A 25213-nucleotide genomic window follows, 5' to 3' on the forward strand; every position below is an offset into this window, starting at 1 on the left:
TGAGGGTGTATCGCCATACGTTCCTCTACTTCAATGATAAGTACTAACGTCAAGTGGGGAGAGGACAAGAGAAGCTACCCACAGATGAAGAAGATTAGGGAGAAGGAATGGAGGAAGGAGGGGGAGATTTATCCGCTCCGGTGCGGCCCCGATGCAACATGCGGAGTGAGGACACACACGGTCCGAGCGGTCCGGACTCATAGGAATGAGAGTCATCGGAATGACAGAGAGCGCAGAGGTGAGGAGGGAGCAAGGGTTGGAGGGGAGATTTGACTCTCGGGCCTTAGGCGATGAACCTGAGCTAGGGCCAGAGGGTGCCGAAATCGGTAGAGCGGACGATGCGCGCGGTGAAGGTCTGGGGCGTTTGCTGCGCGAGCCAGACGAGGGGCGGGCCGACCTCCTCCGGCGTCTGCCACTTGGACCAGTCCATCTCCTTGCCCTTGAGCACCAGGTCTATGCCCTCCGTCCGCACCATGCCGGGCTGGACGCCCACCACTACGATGCCCAGCTTCCGCACCTCGTTGGCGAGGCCGATGGTGAATCGATCCACCGCCGCCTTGGACATGCCGTAGACGGTGTCTCCCGGCACGGAAAAGTGCTGGCTCGCGCCGGAGGTGATATTGACGATGACACCGCTGCCTTGCTTCGTCATGGCCGGAAGGACGGCCTTGCAGCAAAGGAAGGCACCGCGCACGTTCAGGGCCATCACCTTATCGAAGCGGTCAGCGGGATAATCGGCCACCTTGCCGTAGGTGAAGGAGCCGCCGGCGTTGTTCACCAGGACGTCAATGCGGCCGAACTTCTCCGTGGTCGCGCGCACCATGGCGGCGACCTCCTCCTCGCTGGTTACGTCACAGCGGACGGCCAGGGCCGTGCCGCCCCGTGCCATGATCTGCTCCGCCGTCTCATAGATGGTGCCGGGGAGCTTGCCGCCGGTCCGCTCCGTGCGCGCCACGACGACGACGGAAGCCCCTTCCCGTGCGAAAACGGCGGCGATGCCTTTGCCGATGCCTCTGCTGGCGCCGGTGACGACGGCGACTTTGCCCTTGAGTTGCATGAGTGTTCCTCTGTCGTTGATCCGATCGGCTCATACCATACCAGGAATGGCATATCGTGCGATATGCCGGGAGGAGGTAGCCGTGTGCGCCAAAGGCCGGTTCTCTTTCATGACTGCGTCTCCATTGCTATAATGTTCAGGCTCAATCTTCTCATGGGGAGTTAGCAGTGACCGCTCCGCTCCGATTCGTCCTCGTCGAAAAGAAGGATTGCATCGCCAAGGTCACGCTGAACCGCCCCGAACGCCTGAACGCACTCGCCCCAGAAGTCGCCGACGATCTAGTCTCCGCCATCACGGACGTCTCCAAGGATGATAGCGTCGGCGTCGTGATCTTCACCGGCGCGGGGAGGGCCTTCTGCTCCGGCGGCGATATCAAGACGCTGGCGGGGGGCGAAGAGAAGAGCGCCTACAGCTCAGAGGCCATCGAAGAGATCCGGCGCGGCTTCGAGCCCGCCCAGGCCGTGATCCTGGGCATCCAGCGCATGGAGAAGCCGACGATCGCGATGGTGAACGGCGCGGCCACCGGCGCGGGGATGGACATCGCCTTCGCCTGTGATATGCGCATCGGCGGCCCGGCAACGCGCTTCGCATCCTCCTACATCAAGATCGGCCTCTTTCCCGGCTGGGGCGGCACGTGGCTCCTGCCGCGCGTCATCGGCCTGGCGAAGGCGGCGGAGATGGTGATGACGGGAGACGCGATCGAGGCGGAAGAGGCCCTGCGCATCGGCGCGCTGAACAAGCTTGTCCCTGCGGAACAGCTGGAGACGGCCGTCATGGAGCTGGCGAAGAGGCTGGCGGCGGGGCCGCCCATTGCCCTGCGGCTGGCGAAGCTGAACCTCTACAAGGGGCTTGAGATTGACCTGGAGACGGCGATGAAGTTCGCCGCGGCCAGCGAGACAATTACCCTCTCATCGCAGGACCACCGCGAAGGGGCGCAGGCGTTCCGCGAGAAGCGCTCGCCGAAGTACACAGGGAGGTAGCCTGGTGAAGAACGACTTTCAGCGCTATAACGCCGGGCTCAAGATCATCACGGGCAACGCCAACCGCCCACTCGCCCAGGCTATCTGCGCCTCCCTCGAGACAGAGTTGACCCCAGCCGACGTGACCCAGTTCGCCAACGAGAATATCTTCGTCAAGATCAAGGAGAACATCCGCCAGCGGGATGTCTTCATCGTCCAGCCGTGGTGCGTGCCGGTGAATACGAGCATCATGGAGATGCTCATCATGATCGATGCGGCCAAGCGCGCCTCCGCAGGGCGCATCACGGCGGTGGTCCCGTACTACGCCTACGGCCGCACGGATAAGAAAGACCAGCCGCGCGTTCCCATCACGGCGCGCCTCCTGGCCGATATGCTCACGACGGCGGGGGCAGACCGCATCCTCACCATGGACCTCCATGCAGGACAGATCCAGGGATTCTTTAATATCCCGGTGGACGAGCTGAGCGCCCTGACCATCCTGTGCGACTACTTCAAGAAGAAGAACCTGAAGGACCTGGTGGTGGTGGCGACGGACATCGGCATCTCCAAGCGGGCGCGCGATATGGCGGAGAAGCTGAGCGTGCCCCTGGCGATCATCGAAAAGCGACGCATCCAGGGCCAGCCGGAGAGCCTCAATGTCATCGGCGAAGTGGAGGGGAAGAACGTCCTCACGTTCGATGATGAGATTGACACGGCAGGATCACTGGTGGCGGCGACACAGGCTCTTCTCAAGCACGGCGCCAAGGCGATCTACTCCTGCGCCACCCACGGCGTTCTCTCAAACCCGGCGGCCGAGCGCATCCGCAGCAGCTCCATCAAAGAGGTGGTGCTGACGGATACTATCCCGGTTCCTGATGCCAAGCGCGACGGCAAGATCGTCGTCCTCTCCGTTGCGCCGCTTTTCGGAGCGGCCATCCGCCGCATCCATGAGGGCGAATCGGTCGGCGGTCTGCTGCTGTAGAGCGGCCATCGGTAAGTGGACGCCTTTCCGTAGTGACATAACTCGCGGGACGCTCCCTGATTCTCCCTGTATACTATCGGGCCAGAACGATTCTCTCTCCACTGTTGGTCTTGCTTAGGCAAGACTTATCAGCGACGTAGAACAGAAGACGGACGGCAGAGCCTCACTCAACGGCATATGGGGAATACCGCTCAAGAGCTTCCACCGCTGCGTTCGAGACCACGCGGCGCCTCTACTTCCGGTGACCGACGCCGTCTCTGGCTGACTCTTCTTGTTCTGCTTGCAGCGGGAGTGACGATCGCCATCGTGGTGCGAACGCAGGTGGCGAAGGCGCAAAGCACACCCTCCATCACGCTGACGCCGACGAGCGGCCCGCCGCAAACCACGTTCGTAACTGCAGTCGGTTCCAACTACGCGACGAGCAGCGTCTTCACTGTGACCTTTGACGGCGCGAGCCTTGGATCTGTGACCACCCCAAGCGGGAGCGGGTCGTGGAGCCTCAGTTTTTCCGTGCCTACTTCCCCAGGCGGCGCCCGCACGATCCAGGCGGGGAGCGCCACCGCGACGTTCGTAGTAACTAGCGCCATCTCCCTTTCCGGGTCTATCGGCGCGCCCAGCTCGTCCCTTATCGTGAGCGGCCTTGGCTTTGGCGCATCCCAAACAGGGATCGCGGTGACCTTCGGCACGCAAACCGTTGCCACGGTCTCCGCGAACGCCCAGGGATCGTTCACAGCTTCTATCACGGTGCCCTTTGTGGCGGCAGGCGTCTATAACATCGGGGCTGGAGGCGCACCGACGCAAACGTTCACGGTGGTATCCGGGCTCTCCGTGAACCCGAATACCGGGACTGCCGGGACTACAGTAACGCTCCAGGGCGCGGGGTTTGCTCCAAGCACGTCCCTCAGCCTCACGCTGGATGGAGCCAGCGTCCAAACGGTGAACACGGATGGGCAGGGGACCTTCCTCGCCACCTATCAGATAGGCCGCATCCGAGGCGGCATTCACACCTTCGGCATATCAGGCGCTTCACTGGGAGGCACGGTGCCGACCTTTACGATGACGCCTTCGATAACGATTGACCGTTCGAGCGCGGCGCCCGGGGCATCGGTCAATGTACTGGGCAGCGGGTTTTCTTCCGGTGAAGGGGGCATCAGCGTCACCTTCGATGGGACGCCCGTGGTCTCCGGCATCTCCGCCGATGGCGAAGGCAGGTGGTCGGGATCTTTCACCGTTCCGGTTACGTCCGCAGGCTCCCACGTGGTCCGCGCCTCGGGCTCGCTGACGCTGGGGACATCCGTCCCGCAGGCCACGATCTCCGTCTCCTCCGGCATCCGGCTGGACCGCACCAGCGGCCCGCCGGGCACATCAGTGGTCATCAACGGCTTCGGCTTCAACGCCAGTGCATCGGGCGTGACGGTGGTTGTGGGCACGTCACCGGGTGTCGGCGTCATCGTTAACGAGCAAGGCCTGTGGACGGCGACGGTTTCGATCCCCACGGCCCCGAGCGGCCCGCTGATCGTCCGCGTCATCGGCCCCGGGGTCCAGCCAGTGGAGGCAACCTTCGGCGTCACGCCCGTCATCGCGCTCTCCCTTACTCGGGGCTCGCCTGGTACAGCGTTGAAGGTTGATGGAAGCGGCTACCCGGCCAACCAGACGAACGTTGCTGTGACCTTCGGAACGGCGACGGCGACGACCTCAGCCGACTCTTTAGGCTCATGGTCTGTGACGCTCACGGTCCCGCGATCGCCTTCGGGCACCTACCAGGTGCGATCGGGCGGCTCCGCCCCGGCTGCGGAGGCGGCCTTTGTGGTGACGCCTGCCATCGCGGTCAGCACTGATAAGGGCGTGCCGGGGACGCCGGTGACGGTCACCGGCGCAGGATTCCCGGCGAGCCAGACGGGCATAGCGGTCGCCATCGGCCAGGCCACCGTAGCATCAAATATCACCGCCGCGGCCGATGGCGGCTGGAGCGCTACGATCACGATCCCTTCGCTTTCCTCGGGCTCCTACCCGGTGCGCTCAGGCGGCTCCGCGCCCGTGGTGGAGGTGGCCTTTGCCGTCACGCCTGTGGTCTCCGTCCTGCCGGAGGTCGCCTCCCCGGGGACGACGGTGGCGGCGACAGGCGCCGGCTTTGGGGCAAACGAGCGCGGCATCTCCGTGACCTTTGGGCAGACGACGCTGGCGTCCGGAATAGTGGCTGACGCCCAGGGCTCGTGGACGGCTTCCTTCGCCGTGCCCACGCTTCCCGCGAACACCTATCAGGTGATCGCCTCCGGCTCGCTCTCCCAGTCCGCGAATGTGAAGAACGGCTCCTTCACCATCACCTCCAAGATCGTCCTGACGCCGCCATCTGCCGTTCCCGGTTCTTCCGTCAGCGTCTCCGGCTCCGGTTTCAAGACCAGTGAGCGGGGCATCGCGATCACTTTTGACGGGGCCGGCCTCGTCTCCGGCATCGTTGCGGATGGGAGCGGCGTCTTCCAAAGCTCGTTCGTTGTTCCTGTTTCGGCGGGCGGCGCGCACAGCATCAGGGCCTCCAGCGGGGAGGCCAGCGTCAGCAGCACCGCCGAGGCGAGCTTCCGCACCGTGCCGAACATCTCGGTGAACCGCACCTCCGGGCCGCCCTCGGCTCCCGTGACGGTCTCCGGCGTCGGCTTTGGGCCAGGCGAGGGAGGCATCGTCATCAGCTTCGACGGCATCCCCGTTCTCCAGAACGTCCGTGCCGATGGCACGGGCTCCTTCTCCGTCACGGTTCAGCCGCCGCCGCTACCCACGGGCCAGCATGCGATCCAGGCGACGGGAGCCGGAGGCTCTGCATCGCTGGCCAATCGCCCGGAGCTGGCCTTCCAGATAACGCCGAGCCTGGCGCTGAACCCGCCCGGCGGCAATATCGGCATGACGACGGCGGTGATTGGCAGCGGCTTTGCGCCCCTTTCGCCGGTCTCCGTCTCCTATGAGCGCGGGCTGGCGATGGCCACGGCGGAGACGGATGCGTTAGGCAGCTTCCGCGTCAATCTGGTCATCCCCAAGTCCGTTCGCGGCGACCACCCGGTGGCGGCCCAGGATGCGCGCGGCAATGGGGCGCAGGCCGTCTTCGCGGTGGATAGCTCGCCGCCGCCTATCGTCTCCCTCAGCGCGCCGAGCGATGGGGCAGGCGGCGCGAAGCTCAAGGGCTACCGGCCTGAGTTCAAGTGGAACCCGGCCATTGACCCAAGCGGCGTCACCTATACGCTGGAGATCGCCAAGAGCGCCGATTTCGCGAGCCCCGTGCTGGTGAAGAAAGAGCTGGCAACGCCCTCCTACAAGCTGGCGAGTCAGGAGGCGCTAGACCGCGGCTCCTACTACTGGCGTGTTCGGGCGATAGATGCCGCCTCCAATGAGGGTCCGTGGTCGGAGCCTTTCAGCGTGCAATCGGGGACGGTCTCGTACTGGGTGGTCTCCGTCTTGGTCATCCTGGCCTTTGTCCTTGTGGGCGCGGGCGCCCTCTACATGGCCAGGCGGCGCAAGGTGAAGCTGCAGCGCATCCCCGTGCCCACGGTGCCCACCTATCGCGAACTGCCGGATACCTCGGCGGCAACCACGGCCCTTCCCGCGCCGTCGCGCCGCCCGGCGTTGGACGTGCCCAAGCGCCTGGCCCTTCCCGATCCGGGTAAACGCGGCCTCTCCGTTGAGGATCGCGCCCAGATGCAGCGGCTTTTGGAGTTCGTCCGCTCTATCCCGGTGCTGCGCACCTCAGCCGACTTGCTGTGGTTGGAAGAGATCGTCGAGCATACGACCTCCGCCGAAGAGGACCCGTTCGAGAGCGCGATCTCCGGCCGTTTGCGAGTCCGGTACGAGCCGCAGTGGACGCGCCACCCAACCTACCAGGACCTTCAACAGGTGCTTCAGGGCAAGCCATACCTGAAGGCGCTGAACGAATACCTCTCGGCAACCGATTGGTGCGCCCTGGAGACATTGACCTTGCTCAAGGAGATCTACGAGGAGCTAGGCATCTCCCTGGCGCCGGAGACGTCCAAAGAGATCAAGCGACGGCTTACCCTCGCCGCCGGGCGCGACGCCATCACCTGGTTCCAGGGTTCGCACCTCAAGCCGCCGACGGCGAAGGACTACCTGGTGAAGCGCGCCACGGAAGGAGACAGCCAGGCCGTCTCCCTTTTTGGGGCGGACGAGACGCCCTTTGGCGGGCTGCTGGCGGAGGGCGTGAGCGAGGCCGATGCGGCCCAGCTGCAGAACGCCCACATCCAGGCGCGCGTGAAGTTCCGGGCCAGCGAGCGGGCCAAAGAGCTGGCCCACCGCTTCACCGAGATGGACGTCTTGCGCGAGCGATTGCTGAAGGCGTCCCAGGAGCCGGGGCAATAGCCGAAGCTCCCTAACGGCGGTTCTCTACGCGGTCGCGTGCCGGTTGATGACCTTCCACTGCACCGCGCCCGTCGCGATATCTATCGCCTTCGCCACGAGGGCGACGCGGTTGGCCGCGTTGAGGCTCTCCCACACCTTCTGAGCGATATCGTCCACAGATGCACTCAGCGGCATAAGGAACGGGTCCTCCCGGAATGAGGGCAAAGGGTTGCCGTCTCCCGCGTAGGTGTGGATGCACATGCCGGTGCCGGGGGTGAGCTTGGTGAAGCTGTGGAAGCTGTGGAGGGATTGCGCGCCATCGGCGGGGTTGCTGGTGATCTTCCCAAGGGTGAAGAGGGGCCTTCCTGCCTGGTCCTCGCCCGCCAGCTCGATCTCCACCATGCCGGCGACGCGGGGGGTATAGTGAGGCGCGTCCGGCTCGTGCCGGCGTGAGAGCATCGCCGATTCGAAGGTGCGGCCTGAGGCGAGGGCGTTGGCGATGGTGTCCGTCTGGTCGCCGTTGCTCACCACGTGCCGCCTGCCCACCTGGAGCATGGCGGAGTAGATAAGGAGCTCCGCGCCCGCCAGCGATCTGCCTCCCAGCGGCTCCACCTTGACGGCGTTCCCCTCCCGGCGGATCACGCGGCTCCGGGAATTTTCGCTGCGGCCCATGATCCAATAGACCTGGACCGCCGCCGTGCCGATGCTGTTCGCGCCGACGATGATGCCGCGCCCGGGATAGGGGTTGGCGGCAAGGCGCTTCATGCCGTCTGAGAGAGAGATTGAGGAGGTCATACCTGCTCCAAATGGTGAAGTGGCACCAGCATACAGTATGAGCGCCGCAGCGGCCTCTCTTTCCGCTTCTTGCCCTCATCCTACCGCCCCCGTACAATCCGCCCATGCAGTACGACCTCCTCATCAAGAACGGCCGGATCGTGGATGGCACGGGCAGGCCCGCCTACCGTGGCGACCTGGCCGTGCGCGGCGGCAAGATCGCGGAGATCGGCAAGATCTCGGGCGGCGCCGCCAAGACGCTGGATGCCGATGGGCTCGTCGTCTCTCCCGGTTTCTTTGACGTGCACACGCACTATGATGCCCAGCTCTTCTGGGACCCTATCGCCACGCCATCGTCCTGGCACGGCATCACCACGGTCCTCATGGGCAACTGCGGCTTCACCATCGCGCCCGTCCGCCCCGGCGATAGGGACTACCTGATGCGCCTGATGGCCAGGGTGGAGGCCATCTCCCTGGACGTGCTGAAGAACGGGCTCGATTGGGAGTGGGAGAGCTTCGGCGATTACCTGGGCAGGATGCGCGGCAAGGTGGGGGTGAACGCGGCGGCGCTGGTGGGCCATTCGGCGCTCCGCTACTACGTGATGGGAGCGGACTCCTACCAGCGCGCCGCGACGCCCGATGAGCTTTCACGCATGAAGGCCATCCTGCGGCAGGCCATCGCCGATGGGGCCATCGGCTTCTCCACATCGCAGACGGCGCACCACACCGGAGGCTACGGCGAACCTGTGCCGAGCCGCCTCTGCGCGCCAGAGGAGCTTGTGGAGCTGGCGTCCGTGCTGAAGGACACGGGAGGGCTCATCGCGGCGAACCCCAAGCCGGGGCAATCCGAGGTCAGCGAGCCATTCCAGGAGCTTATGATCTCCATGGGGAGGGCTTCGGGCTGCCCGCTCTTGTGGAACTCGGTGATGCACCGGTGGGATAAGCCGAAACAGTGGCAGGTGAACCTGGACTACATGGCGCGCGCGGCCAAGGAAGGCGCAGGCATCTATGCCGTGGGCAGGTACCAGCGCATGGACCTGGAGTTCAACCTCCACCGGACGAACCAGCTGGACGGCGCGCCGGAATGGAAGGAGTTCATCGCCAAGCCCTTCAGCGAAAAGATGCGCCTCATCGCCGACCCGCCGACGCGCCTGCGCCTCCGCGAGGCATGGGACAGTCTCGCCATCGCCCAAAGGGCGGTGCAGAAGATGGAGCTTTTGCACATCGCGCGAACGGCCCTTCCACAGCACAGGCAGCTGGAAGGCAAAAAGCTCAAGGACGTAGCCACAGGCCAGGGCAAGCACACGGCGGATGCGCTGCTGGACCTGGCCCAAGCGGAGGATCTGAATACCCAGTTCGCCTATATCGGCTTTATGAACGGCGACGAAGCGGCGGTGCGAGGCATCGTCAACTCGTCCTACTGCCTGCCCGGCGTCTCCGATGCGGGCGCGCACCTGGACACGGATTGCGGCGTGGACTTTACCGCGACGCTCCTGGGCCACTGGGTGCGCGAAGAGCATGCGCTGACACTGGAAGAGGCCGTCCGCCGCCTCACTTCCATGTCAGCCAAGGTGCTGGGCATCACCGACCGCGGCATCCTGCGCGAAGGGCTCGCCGCCGATATCGTCCTCTTCAACCCTGAGTCCATCGCCGCCCAGCCGCGCGAACTGCGCAACGACCTCCCTAAGGGCGGCCGCCGCCTGGTCCAGCGCGCCACGGGCATCAGGGCGGTCATCGTGAACGGGCAGATGCTGATAGACGATGGCAAGGCGACAGGCGCCTTGCCGGGAAGCATCATTGGCGCTGCCGGGAAGACCTAGGGGGCGCTGCCGGGAAGGCCTAGGCGTCACGAGCCAGGACCTTCGCCGCCTCCCGCTCCACGGGCGTTCCCTTGAAGAAGTCCCGGTTCATCCCGCCGTGCAGGCGCACCGCGTTGGTGAAGACGAAGTCCTTGAAATCCCGCTCCGTCATCAGGTCGCGCTCCACCAGCTCATGGGCCTCCGCCACCACGTCCTTGGTGTCCGTCACATCCCAGTGCCCGATGTCTGACCCCATGACTGTCCGCAATCGCGCGCCGAATCGGTTCGCCTTGGCATTGTAGGCATAGCCGTTCATCTCATCGTCCGCCTCACAGCCGAAGTAGAAGCGCGGGACAAAAAGGTCGTGGATGTCCCCGGCCCTCTTGATCTTGCACGGCTCCCACTCATCGAGATTCGCCGGCGGCGGGAATGGCCTGTTCAGGTAGGCTTCGATCTCTCCCAGCTTCGCCTGTACCTTCGGATGGCCGTACTCCTTGGCCAGGCGCAGCAGCATGCCCCGGTTGATCTTGGCCGGGTCCAGGTTCTCGCGAAGGCTCCGGGGGTTGCGCTTCTCCCAGTGGGCTACCAGGCTGTTGTAGAGGGAGGCACCCCAGACGGAGCCGCCTTCCAGAAAGCCGAAGTTGAGCATGGGGAACCTGCGGGTCACGCCGCCCATGAAGAGGGAGCGGCAGAGGGCTTCGCCCGCGGCGCCGAAGTGCCCCAGGTGGTTGAAGATGCCGTTGCGGTAGGAGCGCCTGCTATCCCACCCGCTGGCGCGGGAGTGGGAGACGGCGGCCACCTTGAGCCGGACGCATGCGGCCCAGAGCGGGTCGTAGTCGTGAGCGCTCTCAAAGGCCAGGGTGTCTAGGCGGAAGGCCAGATGCGCCAGGTCGGGGCGCTCCTTCGCAAGGGCCGGGATCGGCCTGCGGACGATGCCGATCATGACGGCTTTCAGCCCGAGCTGCTTGACAGCGAACTCCATCTCCTCGATGGCCTCCTGCGGTGTCACCATCGGGATCACTGCCGCAGGCGTCATGCGGTCGGCGCAGTCGCGGAAAAGCTCGGCGGCGTAGGTGTTGTAGGCGCGGCATGCCACCCGGCGCAGCTCTTCATCGGCTATCGCGGCAAAACCCATGGCGACCGTGGGGTAGAGGACGGAGAAGTCTATGCCCAGCTCGTCCATGCGGCTCCGCAGGAGGCGCGGCAGGGAGACGGTGGCGCGGTCCAAGGTGTTCTTTGCGGGGAAGCTCCACCAGGAAGGCGGGAGGAGGCGCGCCTCCCGGCGCTGCTCCCACGTCAGGTCATGCCAGCGATGCTTTGCCAGCAGGAAGAGCTCATTCGTCGCCGATTCCGTCTTTAGGAAGCTCTCACACGCCTTGGCGCCGCCCACTTGCCGCAGGTAATCGAAGAGGACGGGGCCGATCTCCAAGAGATGCCCATCGGCATCCACGATGGGATGACTAAGGCTCTTTCTCACCTGGGCGGACGTGCGCTTTCCGGGCATGGCTCCTCCGGGGCCTGATGGTAGGGTTGCTCCAGGGTCGCGTCAAGCGCAGGGGAAGCGGCGTAACGGCCCAGGCCGATGCAAGGCGTGTATCATAGCCGGGCTGACTATCAACCTCAGGAGTCCCCCATGCCCGACCAGTACGTCCTCGTCGAAAAGCGTGACGGCGTCGCCGTCATGACGCTCAACCGCCCGGAGCGGCTGAACGCACTCATCCCGCCGCTGAATGACGCCATCGAGCAGACGGCGCACGATTTGGGACAGCAGGACGATGTGCGCGTGGTGGTGGTCACCGGCGCGGGCAAGGGCTTCTGCTCGGGCGCTGATGTGAAGGGCTGGGAGAACGCGCCGCCCGGCTCCGCCGCGCGGCCGCCGCGCCGAGAGCTGACGGCGCCCTCCTCGCAGCTTGTCCTGCCTTTCCGCCAGATGACTAAGCCGGTCATCGGCGCCATCAACGGCGTCGCCGGGGGAGCAGGCTTCTCCCTGGCCATGGCCTGCGATATCCGCATCGCCTCGGAGAGCGCGCGCTTCGCCTCGCTCTTCATCCATCGCGGCATCGCGCCCAACAACGGCGTCTCCTGGACGCTCCCGCGCCTCATGGGCCCCGCCAAGGCGTTGGAGTGGATGCTCACCGGCGAGTGGATTGACGCCAAGACCGCCGAATCCCTGGGCATCGTCAATCGCGTGGTGCCGCAGGCCGAGCTTATGACCGTGGCGATGGAGCTGGCGAAGAAGATCGCCGCCATGCCGCCCATCGCCGCCGAGCTCACCAAGAAGGCCGTCTATCGCGGCCTGGCGCAAGACCTCCTGCCGCACCTTGATCTGGAGACGCACTATCAGAAGGTCTGCTTCGGCACGGAGGACTTCAAGGAGAGCACGCAGGCCTTCCTGGAGAAGCGGCCCCCCAAGTTCAAGGGCCGGTAACCCGCCAGAGAGACGGAAAAAAGAAGAGGCTTCCTGCTACAGGAAGCCTCTTCTTTCCCCTTGGCCTTTAGCGGGTCGTTAGTTGTAATTGTAGCCCAGGCTGCTTGCGCTCGTGTTGCTGGTGGTGGAGCCCACGGTGACGGTGGCCTCCATGCCCGGGTGGAACTCGCAGAAGATGTCGTAGGTCCCGGCCCTGGTGAAGGTGAAGCTGAAGCTCTGATTCTGGTTCAGCGTCCCGCTGTTGAACCGGGCGGGCGGGTTGCCTTGGGTCGTGGCAGTGTGAGGAGCCGAATCGCGGTTGGTCCACCTGACCGTTGCTCCCACAGGCACAGTAAGGTTGGCCAGGCGGAAATTCTGGATGGCCGATTCTATGGTCTGCCCGCTTGCGGGGGGCGTCGTCGGCGCGGGAGGCGCGGCGGTGGCCGTGGGCGTGGGCGCGCCGCCGGAGCCGGGGATGTTGCCGCAAGAGGTGCAGACGGAGACCTCCTGGGCCGACTTGTGGGCGTTGATGGCGAAGGCGCCCGTTTGGAGCGAAGCCAGGGTGGCGTTCACCGTAGAGACGGACCTGCCGCTCGTCAGGTTCGTAAGCGGGAAGCGGACGCTGCCCAAGGTGGCGCAGGTGCCGTTGTGGATGTGGATCGGCTGGCTGTTGGCCACAGGGCCGCCGCGGACGCTCACGGTCACCTCGGTCTGCTCGCCTTTTCCGATGAGCACCGCGAAGCCGTTCTGCCCATCGGCGCCGGCATTAGCCGCGGCCGAAAGGGGGATCACCGAAGCGCCCGGGATGCCGCCGCAGGAGACGTAGACGGAGACCTCTTGCGCCGACCTGTGGGCGTTGATGGAGAAGGCGCCTGTGCGTAGCGAGGCTATGGCGGCGCTCACCGTGGTGACGGAGCGCCCATTGGCGATGTTGGTCAGCGGGAAGCGCACCGCGCCAAGGGCGGCGCAGGAACCGTCATGGATGTGGACCGGCTGGGCCACGCCTGCCGCGCCCGGCGTTATGTTCAGGTTCACTTCCGTCTGCGTGGCGCTGACGGCGGTGAGGACGGCGGCGCCGCTCTGGCCGGAGTTGTTCTGCGCGGCAAGGGTCACCGTCCACGATTCGGGGATCTCGCCGCAGGAGGTATAGACGGAGACTTCTTGCGCCGACCTATGGACGTTGATGGAGTTGCGGCCCAGGCGCAGGAGATGGAGCGGCATATTCACCATCGTGGTTGAGCGCCCGTCCGCCACATTGGTGAGCGGGAGATCAACGCCGCCAAGGGCGCTGCATGTGCCCGAATGGATGTGCACCGGCTGGGCAACCCCTGCGGCGCCGGGTGTGAGATTCAGCACCACTTCCGTCTGCTCGCCGCGGGCCGTGAGCGTCGCGGTGCCGCTCTGGCCGGAGTTGTTCTGGGCGCGCAGCTGAATAACAACAGAATCGGGGAGGTTATTGGAGACGGGCTGGGCTGGCGGCTGTGTAGCCGTCGGCGCTTGAGTGGCGGCCGGAGGTTGTGTGGCAGCCGGCGGCTGTGTGGCGGCTGGGCGCGTAGCAGTGGGAGCCGGGGCAGACGTGGCTGTGGGGGCCGGCTCTTCTTCGTCGTCGCTACAGGCGGCGAGTACGAGGGCGATAAGTGCAAAGAGGCCGAGAAGAAGGAAGAGGCGTGGGCGAAGCCGTGCGGGTGTGAGCAAGAAGACCTCCTATGGATAGATGACCCCTTTTGGCGCTTGACCCAACACGGTATACGTGATGCGGGCTGATTTGGATGTGTGGGGAGCGAAAGAGTGGAAGGGAGAACGGTCAGTTCGTATACCAGTTACGGATAAAGGCGATCAGCCCTGCCAGATCTTGGTCGGAGATGCGGGACGCCTCAAAGCCCGGCATGCTGCCGCTTCCCTGCCGCACCTGCTGGGCGATGCGCTCGTTCGTGAAGCGATAGTTGAAGGTCCCGCTCCGCAGGTTGGGGCCGAAGCCTCCGTGTCCGTCCCTGCCATGGCATGAGGCGCAGTTGTTTGCGAAGACGGTTGCCCCAAGCTCGGCATCGCCTTCGATGCCCAGCACGCTGGAGACGTTCGGCCTGTCCCCCGCGTTCAGCCGGTCGGCGAACCACCAACCGCCGCTGGAGGCGAAGAGCAGGGCGATGGTCAGCAAGAGCCCGCTGCCGACGACGGGCAGATAGCCGAACCGCTTCCATAGGAGAAAGCCAAGGAGCGCCACCGCAGGGAAGAGCGGTAGGACAAAGGCCGTCGCCTTTTCCGTGGATAGGGCCGCGACGATCGCCAGGACGACGACGCCTGCCGCTGCCAGCCAGATCGCCCGCGTGCGGAACTTCGGCGATTCCGGCAGTCCCTTACGCACGGCGAGGACCTTGATGAGCATCAGCGCCAGCACCGATATGCCGAGCCACGAGTGCCATGTTGGGCGCTTGTCATAACTGCCGTAGCCGATGATGCCGATGCAGGTGACGACGGCGATGAAGATCATGATGCCGAATGCTGAATAGCCTATGGCGCGATGGAGGCGCGAAAGTCGTTTGTACGTGGCCTCTTGCAGGCCGAAGGCCTTCACCCAGATCACGCGCATCAGAGCCACGTTGATGAGCGCCAGGGCCAGCGCCGCGAAGGTCATCCAGGACTTCCACTGGTCCCGGTCCGGTTGCCAGAAATCGGAAGAGACGAAGGCTAGCGGCATCAAGCGCCCCTATCTGCTATCGCGCGGCGTTGCTAGAGATACGGGCGGAGGCGGCGTTCAGATGTGCCCGCCAAAGAGTTTGAGGGCATTTTCGTTCAAGAGCTTCCGCCGCGATCTCGGCGGGATCTCTTCCCGCTCTGCGATGGCCTTCACGGAGTTGGGGTAGATGGCGTCCCAGTGCGGGTAATCGGAGGCGTAGATGATGCTGCCATCGCCAACCTCGTTCAGGATGAAGGGCAGGTACTTCTCATCCGGCTCGCACGACCAGTAGAGGCGACCTTCTTTGATGTATCTGCGCGCCAGGTCGGACGGCTCTTCGCTGATGTGGGGGACGTGGTGCGGCAGCTTCTCAAAGTGCTCGTCCAGCCGGTGGAGGAACCAGGGCACCCACCCGGCGGAGCCTTCCAGCAGCGCCACGCGGAGCTTCTTGAACTTTTCGAAGACGCCTCCGCAGATCATGTCCTGCGTGGCCATCATGATGGAGACGGGGAAATCGAGCGAGTGGCGGCGGAAGTGCGTGTGATAGCGCTCCTGGAGATATTTGCGGAACTCGCCGGGGCCGTGGACCAGGAGGGGCGCGCCCAGCTTCTCGCACTCCTCATAGAGCGGGAAGAAGTAGGGGTCGTCCACGGTCAGGTTCTTGTGGAATGGCCGCATCACGATGCCCACAGCCCTCAGCTCGCTCACGGCGCGTCGCGCTTCGCGGCAGGCGGCGTCAATATCGTCCGGGTCAATGAGGGCGGCGCTCTTGAGGCGGTCCGGGTTCTCCGCGCAGAAATCGTGGAGCCAGTTGTTGTAGCCCTCGGCCAGCGCCTTACCGAAGGCCCGGTCCTCGCCCGCCATTCCGGTGGAGAGCCCCATAGAGCCGCCGAAGAGCACGGAGACGTCTATCCCCTCCGTGTCCATATCCTCCAGCCGGGCCTTGGCGTCCAGCCCGCCGCGCCGCGTCGTCGTCAGGTCGCCGGAGCGGTCAAAGGCGGCCTTGGCCAGCTTGTCCGCCATCGCGCCGTAGGGGGCGCGGACGTAGCGGGTCCAATCGCAGACAGGCGCCGGTTCCACATGCCCATCGGCATCAATGACTTTGTACGCTGGCATGACATCCTCCCCAGGCGGAAGCGGATTGGAGGAGAGTACTTGCGCCCGCCTGGAGTGTCAAGGCAGCGATCTGCTCAAAGGGAAAGGCCCGGGAGGGTTCGGCCCGGGCCTTTCCGAGGCAGAGGAGGGAAGCCGCTCCGCCTGCGGCCGGGGGAGGTCAGCCGGCAAGGCGGAGGACGGCAACCTAAGCTAATTGAGCGAGGTGGGGAACTCTCCCAGCGTGACCTCGAGGTTCGTCTCCCGGTTGCTGCGGAGGATGCGCAGGGTCACCTTGTCTCCGGGGGACTTGTTATTGAAGGCGGCGATCAGCTCATCGGCCGTGGCGACCGCTTTGCCGTCCACGCCAAGGATGACATCGCCGCCGGGCCCTGCCAGGCCTCCAGTGGCGGTTGTGGCGGGGCGCAGGCCCGCCTTGGAGGCGGGGCTATCCGGCACAACGCTTGTCACGTAGACGCCGCGCTGGACGCTCAGGCCCAGGTTCGCCGCGCTCTCCGCATCGAGCGTGGAGATGGTGACGCCCAGCCAGGCGCGCTTCACCGTCACCGCGCCGCCGCCCGTGCCGGGCGTGGAAGTGATGCGAAGGTAGACGCTCTTGGCCGTATTGCTGGGAACGGCATAGCCGAGGCGGGCCTGATCGCCGGTGGTCACGGCCGTGTTGATGCCGATGACCTCAGCCGAGGAGTTCAAGAGCGGCCCGCCCGAATTGCCGGGGAAGATCTGCGCGTCCGTGGAAATCATGCCGACGATGGAGCGTCGGGTGACCGAGGGCAGCGTGCGGTTGACGCCGCTGACCACGCCCACCGTCACGGTCCCCTGCTCGCCGAGGGGACTGCCGATGGCGATGGCCATCTGGCCCGGGCGCACTTTGGCCGAATCGGCGAAGGCAAGGGGCGCGACGCCTTTCACGAAGTCCGCGGGGACTTTGACGACGGCGACATCGTTGTTCGGATCAGAGCCGATGACCTCTCCACTGGAGCGCCGCCCATCCTGGAGGATAACGGTGACCCGGGTCGCGCCGTCTATCACATGGTAGTTCGTGACAAAGCGGCCATCGCTATCCACAAGGAAGCCGCTGCCCTGCGATTGGGAGAAGAATGGGAGCCCGCTCGCTTGGGCCTGGCGTGTCTCTATCTTGGCGATGGCGGGGATAACGGTGTCATAAAGGGATGTCACTTTCGCTTCATCATAGACATCCGTGCTCACGATGTTTTGCACTCGGGGGGCGCCTGTGGCTGTGCCATCCGGCAGGACGGCGCCGATGGTCACGCCCATAGCAAGGATGAAGATGGCAGCCAGTCCGGCTGCGATGAGCCACATGCGCCTGCCTTGCCGCTTGGGCGCGGGGGGAGGACCAGCGAGCGGGTATTCCGGCGGCGGGCTATACGTTGATGCGCTGTCTACCGGTTGTTCGTTTCCCTGAAGGTTGTCCATGGGGAGCCTCCGGTCGTTCGTGCTGTGCACTATCTAATACGTTCTCGCGCGGTCTGTGGAACAGCATACGCGCGCAATTTTTGAATCACATTAGAGTTTCTCACAGATGATTCTAACCTGTTGCTCGGCCTTTTTCCTCTGGATCGGCTAGTTGCCCGGCTGTGCCGCTTCGTATACTTTGGAGGCATGCACATCCTCATCGTGGAAGATGAAAAGCGGCTGGCCCAGATCGTGAAGCAGGCCTTGGAGGAAGAGGGCCACATCGTCGAGCTTGCGCACGATGGCGAGCAGGGCCTGGAGTTCGCCTCCACCGGCTCCTATGATGTCATCGTCTTGGATTGGCTGCTGCCCAAGCTCCAGGGGCCGGAGGTGACCCGACGCCTGCGCAAGGCCAAGGTGGCCACGCCGGTGCTGATGCTCACCGCCCGGGACGCCGTGGCCGATCGCGTGGAGGGCCTGGACGCGGGCGCCGATGACTACCTGGTGAAGCCCTTCGCCTTCCAGGAGCTTTCCGCGCGCCTGCGCTCCCTTTCGCGGCGCAAGGTGGAGACCCGCGAACCGGCGCTCCTCGCCTTCGGCAAGCTGGCCATGGACCTCAAGGCCCACCACGTCTCCTATGACGGGCAGACCATTGACCTCACGCCCAAGGAGTTCGCGCTCCTTGAGTACTTCATGCGCAACCAGGGCAAGGTCCACACCAGGGAGCAGATCGCCGACCGCGTCTGGGGCTACGGCCCTGATATCACCAACAACGTCGTTGACCTCTACGTGCACTACCTTCGGAACAAGCTCGACCAGAAGGGCGCGAAGGAGCTGGTGAAGACGGTGCGCGGAGTCGGCTATACCCTGCGGAGCGAGTGATGTTCACCAAGATACGCAACCAGCTCCTTGTCTGGAACCTGCTGGTCCTGATAGGCCTGCTGGTGGCCCTTGGCTTGGGCATCTATTTTGTTACAGCCAACGTCCTCTATAACGCCGCCGACGATTCTCTTCGGGAGAAGAGCCGGGACACCGTCCAGAACCTCGTCTTCCGCCCCGGCTCCAACTTCGTCCTGCCGCGCACCGGTTTTCGCGGAGACGCCTTCTATCTCGGCATAGACCCCTCCGGGCAGATCTTCCAGAACCCCCAGAATGTGGACGTCTCCTCGTCGCCGGACCCGGAGGGCTTCCGCAAGGCCCTCACGGGTGAGCCGCAATTCGGCACAATAGAGGTCAGCGGAAAGGATGTTCGGGTCTATTCCGTGCTCGTGACGACTCCGAGCGGGCGGCCCTTGGGTGTGCTGCAGGTCGGCACGTCCATCGAATCGCAAGAGGCGGCGCTGCGAAAGCTCGCCTGGATCCTGGGCCTCTCCGAGGCAGGCGCGCTTCTGCTCGCCATCCTTGGCGGCTGGTTCCTGGCCGGGCGCGCCATGGTGCCCATCACCCGTGCCTTCGATCGCCAGCGCCGCTTCGTGGCCGATGCCTCCCATGAGCTGCGCACGCCCCTCACGCTCATCCGCAGCAGCGGCGAACTGCTGGCTCGCCACGGCGCCCAGACCGTTGACCAGAACCGCCACCTGGTGGAGAGCATCGTCTCGGAGACGGAGTACCTCAACGGCCTGGTCTCCGGCCTGCTGACCCTTGCCCAATCGGACGCGGGCCGCCTGCCCTTGCGCCTGGAACCGGTGGACCTTGGCGAGATGGCCCACCGCCTCACGGACGGCGTTCGCCCCTTGGCGTTGGAGAGGGGATTGCAGGTGCAATGCCTCGCGATGCCCGGCCGCCTCTATGCCTCCGCCGATAGGGAGCGCCTGCGCCAGCTCCTCCTGCTCCTTGTGGACAATGCCTTCAAATACACGCCCGGCGGCGGCAAGGTGGAGATCGCAGTCACTGGCGAACACGGCCAGACGACGCTCGCTGTGAAGGACACAGGGAAGGGCATCGCGCCGGAGCACCTGCCGCACATCTTTGACCGGTTCTACCGGGCCGATCAGGCCCGTGGGCGCGAAGCGGGCGGCGCAGGCCTGGGGCTCTCCATCGCCAAGGTGATCGTGGATGCGCACAAGGGGACCATCGAAGTGGAGAGCCGCGTGGGCGCTGGGACCACCGTGCGGGTGCGCCTGCCCCAGCTGGCCCATGATGCCGCGCCTTCCAGACTGCCGGAGCCGGGCACGCCTGCCTCAGCCAAGGAACAACCGGCGAACCCGTAGCGCCTGCCGAAGTTGCGCCGGCTACGGATCGTCTATCCGCGTCACCATGCTGATGATCTGCCCGGTGACGCCTCGCGCCTCCTTGGAGGCTAAAAAGGCCACCACACCGGCAACGTCTTCCCCGGAGAGGGGCTTGCCTGCGGGCTTTGCCATCCCGAACCAGTCCCACAGCTTTTCCGATGGGCCCGGCAGCGCCCGGCTGACCGTTCTGCCCATGGAGGCCGTATATACGGGGCCCAAGGCCAAGGCGTTCACGCGGATGCCGTCCGCCGCGCCGATGCGCGCCAGGTCCAGCGTCAGGTTGTTGATCGCCGCCTTGCTCTGGTTGTACGGCATCGTGGGGTAAAAGCCGGAGAGGGAGGCGATGGACGAGATGTTGATGATGACGCCGGACTTCCTGGGTTGCATCACCCGCAGGGCTTCGCGGCTGCAGAACATCGTGCCCATGGCGTTGGTCTTGAATGCCAGCTCCCACTCTTCGGCGGGCATCTCCATGAAGTGGCCCATGCGCCCCACGCGAGCGGCATTGTTCACCAGAACGTCCACCGCGCCGAAGCGCTTGACCGCCTGCTCGAAGAGGCTCTTCACTTGCGCCTCGCTGGAGATGTCCGTGGCGACGGCCAGCACGTGCGCACCCGCCCCTTCAAGCTCCTTGGCAGCCTTCTCCAGGTCCGCCTTGCCTCTGGCGGCCAGGACCACCTTGGCCCCTTCGCTCGCGAAGCAGCTGGCGATGGCGCGGCCTATCCCGGCGCTCGCCCCGGTGACGATGACTGCTTTGTCTTTGAACCGCATAGTCGCGCTAGTGTAGCACCGGCGGCAAGCCTGCAACGGCGGCGCCTTCACACGCCCGACACGTCTTTCGCCCGATGCTTCATGCCGCCTTCGCATAAGCCGCCGAAAATGGGGAATCATCCTGCCTGAGGAGGCGGCTATGCCGAAAGCGGAGAAGGTGGACCTCTACAAACAGCACAAGGACGATTACGTGATGCCCAAGACGCCCCAGCTCGTCAATGTCTCCAAGGGCCTCTACCTAGCGATCGAAGGCAAGGGAGCGCCGACCGGCACGGCCTTCCACGAAAAGATGGGCGCGATCTATGCCATGGCTTACACCATGAAGTTCGCCGTCAAACAGGCCAAGGGCAGGGACTACAAGGTCGCCGGCCCTGAAGGGTTCTGGTGGTCGGGCGAGATCGGCGAAGGGCGCTGGGAGGCCGGGAAACCTGAGGAGTGGCGATGGAAGCTTGTCATACGCACGCCCGAGTTCATCACCAAGGCCGATCTGAAACAGGCCATCGCCGCCGTTCAGAAAAAAGGCAAGACCGCCTTTGCCGCCGAGGTCAAATTAGAGACGATGCGCGAAGGGCCCTCCGTCCAGCTTCTGCACATCGGCCCGTACGATAAGGAGCAGCCGAATGTGGAGAAGATGGAGGCCTTTGCCAAGGAGCGAGGCATGGAGTTCCACGGCGCGCACCATGAGATCTACCTCTCCGACCCACGTCGCGTGCCGCCTGAGAAGATCCGCACCATCCTTCGCCATCCCGTCCGGCCGATGAAGAGGCCTGGATAGCTAGTCCACGAGCTGGAGCGCCGGTTCAGCTTGGTGATCGCGATAACAAGGACGAATGGGGCGGCAGAGAGTCGCCCCCTAGGCCGTGGACTTCCTGTAGAGCCACGTGGCCAGGGCAACCAGCGGCACCGTAAGGCCGATGAGCGCCCACAGGCCGTGGGAGATCGGCGTCCAGTCCCAGCCGGAGATGACCATGGCGCGGATGCCCTCCAGCACGTAGGAGACGGGGTTGATGGTCACTGCCACCTTAAACCAGCCGGAGAGGAAGTCCTTGGGCATGAAGGCATCTGTGAGGAAGATAAGGGGAAAGAAGAGGATGAAGGAGGCCTGGGTGGCCTGGGCGCTTTTGGACTGGAGCGCGATGATGATGCCGAGGCTCGACCAGGTGATGCCGAAGCCCGCCGAGACCAGGATGATGGTCACGATCCCGGGAACGCCGGTCTTGAACTCCACGCCCAGCGCGATGGCGACGAGGATGATGACCATCGCTTGTACCAGGGCGCGCGTCCCCGCCATGAGCAGCTGGCCGAAGAGGATGGACATGCGGTGGATGGGCGCCAGCAGCTGCTTATCGAAGTAGCCGGAGGCGATGTCTGTGACGAGGGCGAAGCCGGCATCGCTGCCGCTGAAGACGACGGCTTGGACGATGATCATGCCAGTCACGAAGGCGTTGTAGTCCTCTATGGGGAAGCCCGGCAGCTTCACCACGCCATCGAATGAGGCGCCGAAGACGAGGAAGAGGAAGATCGAGATGAAGATGGAGGGGATGACCAAGGCCGGCGCCTTGAGCCAGATGAGCAGGTTCCTGCGGTAGAGGTAGTAGGTTTCGCGCGCGATCTCCAGCATGGCTATCGTTTCTTCAGGCCCATGAAGGCCCGCATCGCATTGTCCACGCCGTCGCCGCTGGCGGAGTCAGTGCGAATCTTCTTTCCAGTATGTTTGAGGAAGACATCGTCCAGCGTCGGCTCGGAGACGCCGATGCTGGAGACGGGGACGCCCCCTTCGATGAGGGACCGCATGAGGTCCGGGGCCGCCGCACTGCCATTCTTCACCGTGACAAGGAGCGCGCCGTTCTCCTGGGTGACGCCTACCACTCCGGGCCGGGAAGCCAAGACCGCCTTGGCCTTCCCGCGCATCTCGTCGTTCGCTTGAGCCGCCGCGCTGCCGATGCTGATGGAGACCACGTCGCCGCCGACCTCTAACTTCAGGCTGTCCGGCGAACCCTCCGCCACGATGGTCCCTTTGTCTATGATGGCGAGCCGCTCGCACAGCTTATCGGCCTCTTCCATGATCTGCGTGGTGAGGACGATGGTCACGCCATCCTTGTTGATCTGCTTTAGGTAGTCCCAGATCGCCAGGCGGCTCTGCGGGTCCAGGCCCGTCGTCGGCTCGTCCAGGAAGAGCAGCTTGGGACGGTGGATAAGGGCGCCCAGGAGGTCTATGCGCCGCCGCATGCCGCCCGAATAAGCGCCCACCTTGCGGTTGGCGGCATCGGTGAGGCCCATGAGCTCCAGGAGGTCGTTCGCGCGCCTCTTGGCCTCCTTTTCGGGAAGCTTGTAGAGGATGCCTTGAAGCACCAGGAACTCGCGCCCGGTGGCTAGGTCGTCCAAGCCCACCTCCTGCATCGCGAATCCGATGCTCTGGCGCACCTGCACGGCCTCGTGGTCCACGTCATGGCCGGCGACCTTCACCGCGCCTGACGTCTTCTTCAATAGGGTGGAGAGCACCTTGAGCGTGGTGCTCTTCCCCGCGCCGTTGGGGCCAAGGAAGCCGAAGAACTCCCCCTCCCGCACGGCGAAATTGATGCCGGAGACGGCCTTGGTGCCGTCCGGGTAGACCTTCACCATATCGCGTACTTCGATCATGGAAGCCCTTCTAGGCGCACGCGTGCCCGCGGATGTAAAAGCGTGAAGCAAAAGTGTAGCAAACTGCCGCAAGGAAATGGAAGGTGCGGATGGCGGAGCGCTACGTGATGCGCCCGCCGCCCCCGCGCAGGCGCGGATCCAGGGTATCGCGGATGGCATCGCCCAGCAGGTTGAAGGAGAAGACGGCCAGGCTGATGCAGCCTGCCGGCACTAAGGCCAGCCACGGGTAGGTCTGGAAGTCTATCGAAGTGTTGACCCCGGTGCCCGCATTCCCGCTGATCATCAAGCCCCAGGTCGCCTCCTCCACGCTTGCGCCCGCGCCCAGGAAGCTGAGGGACGCTTCAAACAGGATCGCTCCGCCGAGGAGGATGGAGACGTTCACGATGATGGGGGCCATGACGTTGGGCAGGATATGCCTGAACATGATGCGGAAGTTGGAGGCCCCCAGGGCCCTGCTTGCCTCCACGTAGACGTTCTGCTTCACGGAGAGCACCGCCCCGCGAACGATGCGCGCCCCGCCGGGGATAAGGACCACGGTGATGACGATGAGGGCGCTGTTGATGCTCGGCCCGCGCACCGCCACGATGGCCAGGGCCAGGATGAGGGATGGGAAGGCCTGGATGGCGTCCATGAGGCGCTGGACGATGATATCGAATTTCCCCTGGAAATAGCCGCTCAGCACCCCGATGGACGCGCCAATCAACGTCGCGAAGAAGACGGCGATGAAGCCGACTTTCATGGAGACGCGCGCGCCGTAGATGGCCCGGCTGAGCACATCGCGCCCCAGGTTGTCCGTTCCGAACCAGAAGTCGCCGTTGGGCGAAAGGTTCGGCTTGCCCACGAAGGTCCGCGTGGGCTCATGGGGCGCGATCTGCGGCGCGAAGATGGCGATGACAAGCAGGCTGAAGATGATGATCGCGGAGATGCCGCCGAGGGGCTTGGCCCGGCAGAACTTGAGGAAGCTGACGGGCGCGCGGACGATCCAGTGGGACCTGCCCCTGGTCTTGTGCGCGCCCATCGTCGCCGCGGGATTGGCCATGGTCTGCGTTCCTACTCGTACCGGATCCGGGGATCCAGCCAGGCGTAAGAGAGGTCCACCAGCAGGTTGATGAACACGATGGCCCCTGCGAAGAAGAAGAGGATGGTCTGGATAACCGGGATATCCCGCTGCCGTATCGCGGTGATCATCGTCCGCCCGATCCCAGGGAGGTTGCAGATGGACTCGATGATGGCGACGCCGCCGACGAGGAAGCCTATCTGCGTCCCGATGACCGTGATGACGGGGATGAAGGCGTTCTTCAAGGCGTGGCGGACGATAACGGTCCGCTCGCGGAGGCCCTTAGCCCATGCCGTGCGCACGTAATCCTGGCGCAGCACCTCCAGCATGGAGGAGCGGAGCATGCGCATGGTGATGGCGGAGAGGCGGAAGCCGAGGATCAACGCCGGGGTAATCATCATCTGAAGATTCGTCAGCGGGTCGTCAAAGAAGCTGACGTAAGTAAGGGGCGGCGTCCAGCTGAACCACACGGCGCCGAAGAGGATGACCATGGTGCCGATGATGAAATCCGGCACAGAGAGGCCCGCGATGGCGAAGAGCCTCCCGATGTAGTCTCCCGGTGTGTCTTGCCGGATGGCCGACCAGATGCCGATGGGCAGGGCGATGAGGATGGAGATGAGCATCGCCATGATGGCAAGTTCCAGGCTGATGGGGATGGCCCGCTTGATAGTCTGGGAGACCGGCGGCCCGCCCTGGCTGAGCGAGTGGCCGAAATCGCCGACGAAAACGCCGGATATCCAATCGCCGTACTGCACCAAGAATGGCCGGTCAAGGCCAAGCTCTTTGCGGATCGCGTCCAGCTGCTCCTCGCTCACGGCCGCGTTCGATTCCGCTGCCGCCTGCACCACCGCATCGCCGGGCGCAAGGCGCACCAGGGAGGCCGCGACGATGGTCACGAGGAAGAGGACAGGGATCGCGATGAGCAGACGCCTGATGGCGTAGCGTCGCATGCGCTGCCTTTCATTCGCCTAAGGGGCGTTAGCCACGGATGATTGGGTCCT

20 protein-coding genes are annotated in these 25213 nt (G+C 64.6%); 8 read left to right on the forward strand and 12 right to left on the reverse strand.

Annotated elements, in window-relative coordinates; translation table 11 throughout:
* Positions 1-301: 301 nt before the first annotated feature.
* On the reverse strand, positions 302-1057 hold the full coding sequence (locus FJ039_09650; GenBank protein MBM4406424.1) for an SDR family NAD(P)-dependent oxidoreductase: 756 nt from the start codon (positions 1055-1057) through the stop codon (positions 302-304).
* A gap of 113 nt (positions 1058-1170) precedes the next feature.
* Between FJ039_09650 and FJ039_09655 the strand changes: the two genes are divergently transcribed.
* From FJ039_09655 to FJ039_09665, 3 genes are all read left to right on the forward strand, one after another.
* On the forward strand, positions 1171-2037 hold the full coding sequence (locus FJ039_09655; GenBank protein ID MBM4406425.1) for a hypothetical protein: 867 nt from the start codon (positions 1171-1173) through the stop codon (positions 2035-2037).
* A gap of 4 nt (positions 2038-2041) precedes the next feature.
* On the forward strand, positions 2042-2998 hold the full coding sequence (locus FJ039_09660; protein MBM4406426.1) for a ribose-phosphate pyrophosphokinase: 957 nt from the start codon (positions 2042-2044) through the stop codon (positions 2996-2998).
* Between the two features lie 291 nt (positions 2999-3289).
* Complete coding sequence (locus tag FJ039_09665; GenBank protein MBM4406427.1) at positions 3290-7354, forward strand: hypothetical protein; 4065 nt, start codon at positions 3290-3292, stop codon at positions 7352-7354.
* A gap of 24 nt (positions 7355-7378) precedes the next feature.
* On the opposite strand, the gene FJ039_09670 is transcribed toward FJ039_09665, so the two are convergent.
* Positions 7379-8128, reverse strand: a complete 750-nt coding sequence (locus tag FJ039_09670; GenBank protein ID MBM4406428.1) for an inosine monophosphate cyclohydrolase — start codon at positions 8126-8128, stop codon at positions 7379-7381.
* Between the two features lie 104 nt (positions 8129-8232).
* Here FJ039_09670 and FJ039_09675 point away from each other — a divergent pair, with 104 nt between their 5' ends.
* A complete protein-coding gene (locus tag FJ039_09675; protein ID MBM4406429.1) occupies positions 8233-9927 on the forward strand; it encodes a D-aminoacylase in 1695 nt (564 codons plus the stop codon).
* A 19-nt stretch (positions 9928-9946) separates the two neighbouring features.
* On the opposite strand, the gene FJ039_09680 is transcribed toward FJ039_09675, so the two are convergent.
* Positions 9947-11410, reverse strand: a complete 1464-nt coding sequence (locus FJ039_09680; GenBank protein MBM4406430.1) for an amidohydrolase — start codon at positions 11408-11410, stop codon at positions 9947-9949.
* A gap of 78 nt (positions 11411-11488) precedes the next feature.
* Between FJ039_09680 and FJ039_09685 the strand changes: the two genes are divergently transcribed.
* Entirely contained in the window at positions 11489-12334 is an 846-nt protein-coding gene (locus FJ039_09685; GenBank protein ID MBM4406431.1) for a hypothetical protein, read from the forward strand.
* A 78-nt stretch (positions 12335-12412) separates the two neighbouring features.
* Here FJ039_09685 and FJ039_09690 read toward each other — a convergent pair whose 3' ends face one another.
* The 4 genes from FJ039_09690 to FJ039_09705 form a co-directional block, all read right to left on the reverse strand.
* Positions 12413-13534, reverse strand: a complete 1122-nt coding sequence (locus FJ039_09690; GenBank protein ID MBM4406432.1) for a hypothetical protein — start codon at positions 13532-13534, stop codon at positions 12413-12415.
* 583 nt (positions 13535-14117) lie between these two features.
* Positions 14118-15008, reverse strand: coding sequence for a cytochrome c (locus FJ039_09695; GenBank protein MBM4406433.1), 891 nt, complete (start codon positions 15006-15008; stop codon positions 14118-14120).
* 57 nt (positions 15009-15065) lie between these two features.
* The gene (locus FJ039_09700; protein ID MBM4406434.1) at positions 15066-16103 is read right to left on the reverse strand and encodes a hypothetical protein; all 1038 of its coding nucleotides are present in this window, start codon (positions 16101-16103) and stop codon (positions 15066-15068) included.
* A 189-nt stretch (positions 16104-16292) separates the two neighbouring features.
* Positions 16293-17534, reverse strand: a complete 1242-nt coding sequence (locus FJ039_09705; protein ID MBM4406435.1) for a PDZ domain-containing protein — start codon at positions 17532-17534, stop codon at positions 16293-16295.
* 186 nt (positions 17535-17720) lie between these two features.
* On the opposite strand from FJ039_09705, the gene FJ039_09710 reads away from it, so the two are divergent.
* Together FJ039_09710 and FJ039_09715 are read left to right on the forward strand one after the other, a co-directional pair.
* Positions 17721-18395: a response regulator transcription factor gene (locus tag FJ039_09710; protein MBM4406436.1), complete on the forward strand. Its 675-nt coding sequence runs from the start codon at positions 17721-17723 to the stop codon at positions 18393-18395.
* Entirely contained in the window at positions 18395-19723 is a 1329-nt protein-coding gene (locus tag FJ039_09715; protein MBM4406437.1) for a histidine kinase, read from the forward strand. The genes FJ039_09710 and FJ039_09715 overlap by 1 nt, the downstream gene beginning before the upstream one ends.
* A gap of 21 nt (positions 19724-19744) precedes the next feature.
* Here FJ039_09715 and FJ039_09720 read toward each other — a convergent pair whose 3' ends face one another.
* Positions 19745-20635, reverse strand: coding sequence for an SDR family oxidoreductase (locus tag FJ039_09720; GenBank protein MBM4406438.1), 891 nt, complete (start codon positions 20633-20635; stop codon positions 19745-19747).
* A 19-nt stretch (positions 20636-20654) separates the two neighbouring features.
* Here FJ039_09720 and FJ039_09725 point away from each other — a divergent pair, with 19 nt between their 5' ends.
* A complete protein-coding gene (locus FJ039_09725; protein ID MBM4406439.1) occupies positions 20655-21290 on the forward strand; it encodes a hypothetical protein in 636 nt (211 codons plus the stop codon).
* 78 nt (positions 21291-21368) lie between these two features.
* Here FJ039_09725 and FJ039_09730 read toward each other — a convergent pair whose 3' ends face one another.
* Genes FJ039_09730 through FJ039_09745 form a run of 4 tightly spaced genes read right to left on the reverse strand, consistent with a single transcriptional unit; the run spans position 21369 to position 25162 of the window.
* The gene (locus FJ039_09730; protein MBM4406440.1) at positions 21369-22136 is read right to left on the reverse strand and encodes a hypothetical protein; all 768 of its coding nucleotides are present in this window, start codon (positions 22134-22136) and stop codon (positions 21369-21371) included.
* A gap of 2 nt (positions 22137-22138) precedes the next feature.
* Positions 22139-23314 carry an ATP-binding cassette domain-containing protein gene (locus tag FJ039_09735; protein ID MBM4406441.1) on the reverse strand — a complete coding sequence of 392 codons (1176 nt, stop codon included), beginning with the start codon at positions 23312-23314 and terminating at the stop codon, positions 22139-22141.
* Complete coding sequence (locus FJ039_09740; protein MBM4406442.1) at positions 23256-24194, reverse strand: ABC transporter permease; 939 nt, start codon at positions 24192-24194, stop codon at positions 23256-23258. The genes FJ039_09735 and FJ039_09740 overlap by 59 nt, the downstream gene beginning before the upstream one ends.
* 11 nt (positions 24195-24205) lie before the next feature.
* A complete protein-coding gene (locus FJ039_09745; GenBank protein MBM4406443.1) occupies positions 24206-25162 on the reverse strand; it encodes an ABC transporter permease in 957 nt (318 codons plus the stop codon).
* Positions 25163-25213: the final 51 nt, after the last annotated feature.

The sequence above is a fragment of the Chloroflexota bacterium genome, from assembly GCA_016875535.1.
Taxonomy (GTDB): domain Bacteria; phylum Chloroflexota; class Dehalococcoidia; order SHYB01; family SHYB01; genus VGPF01.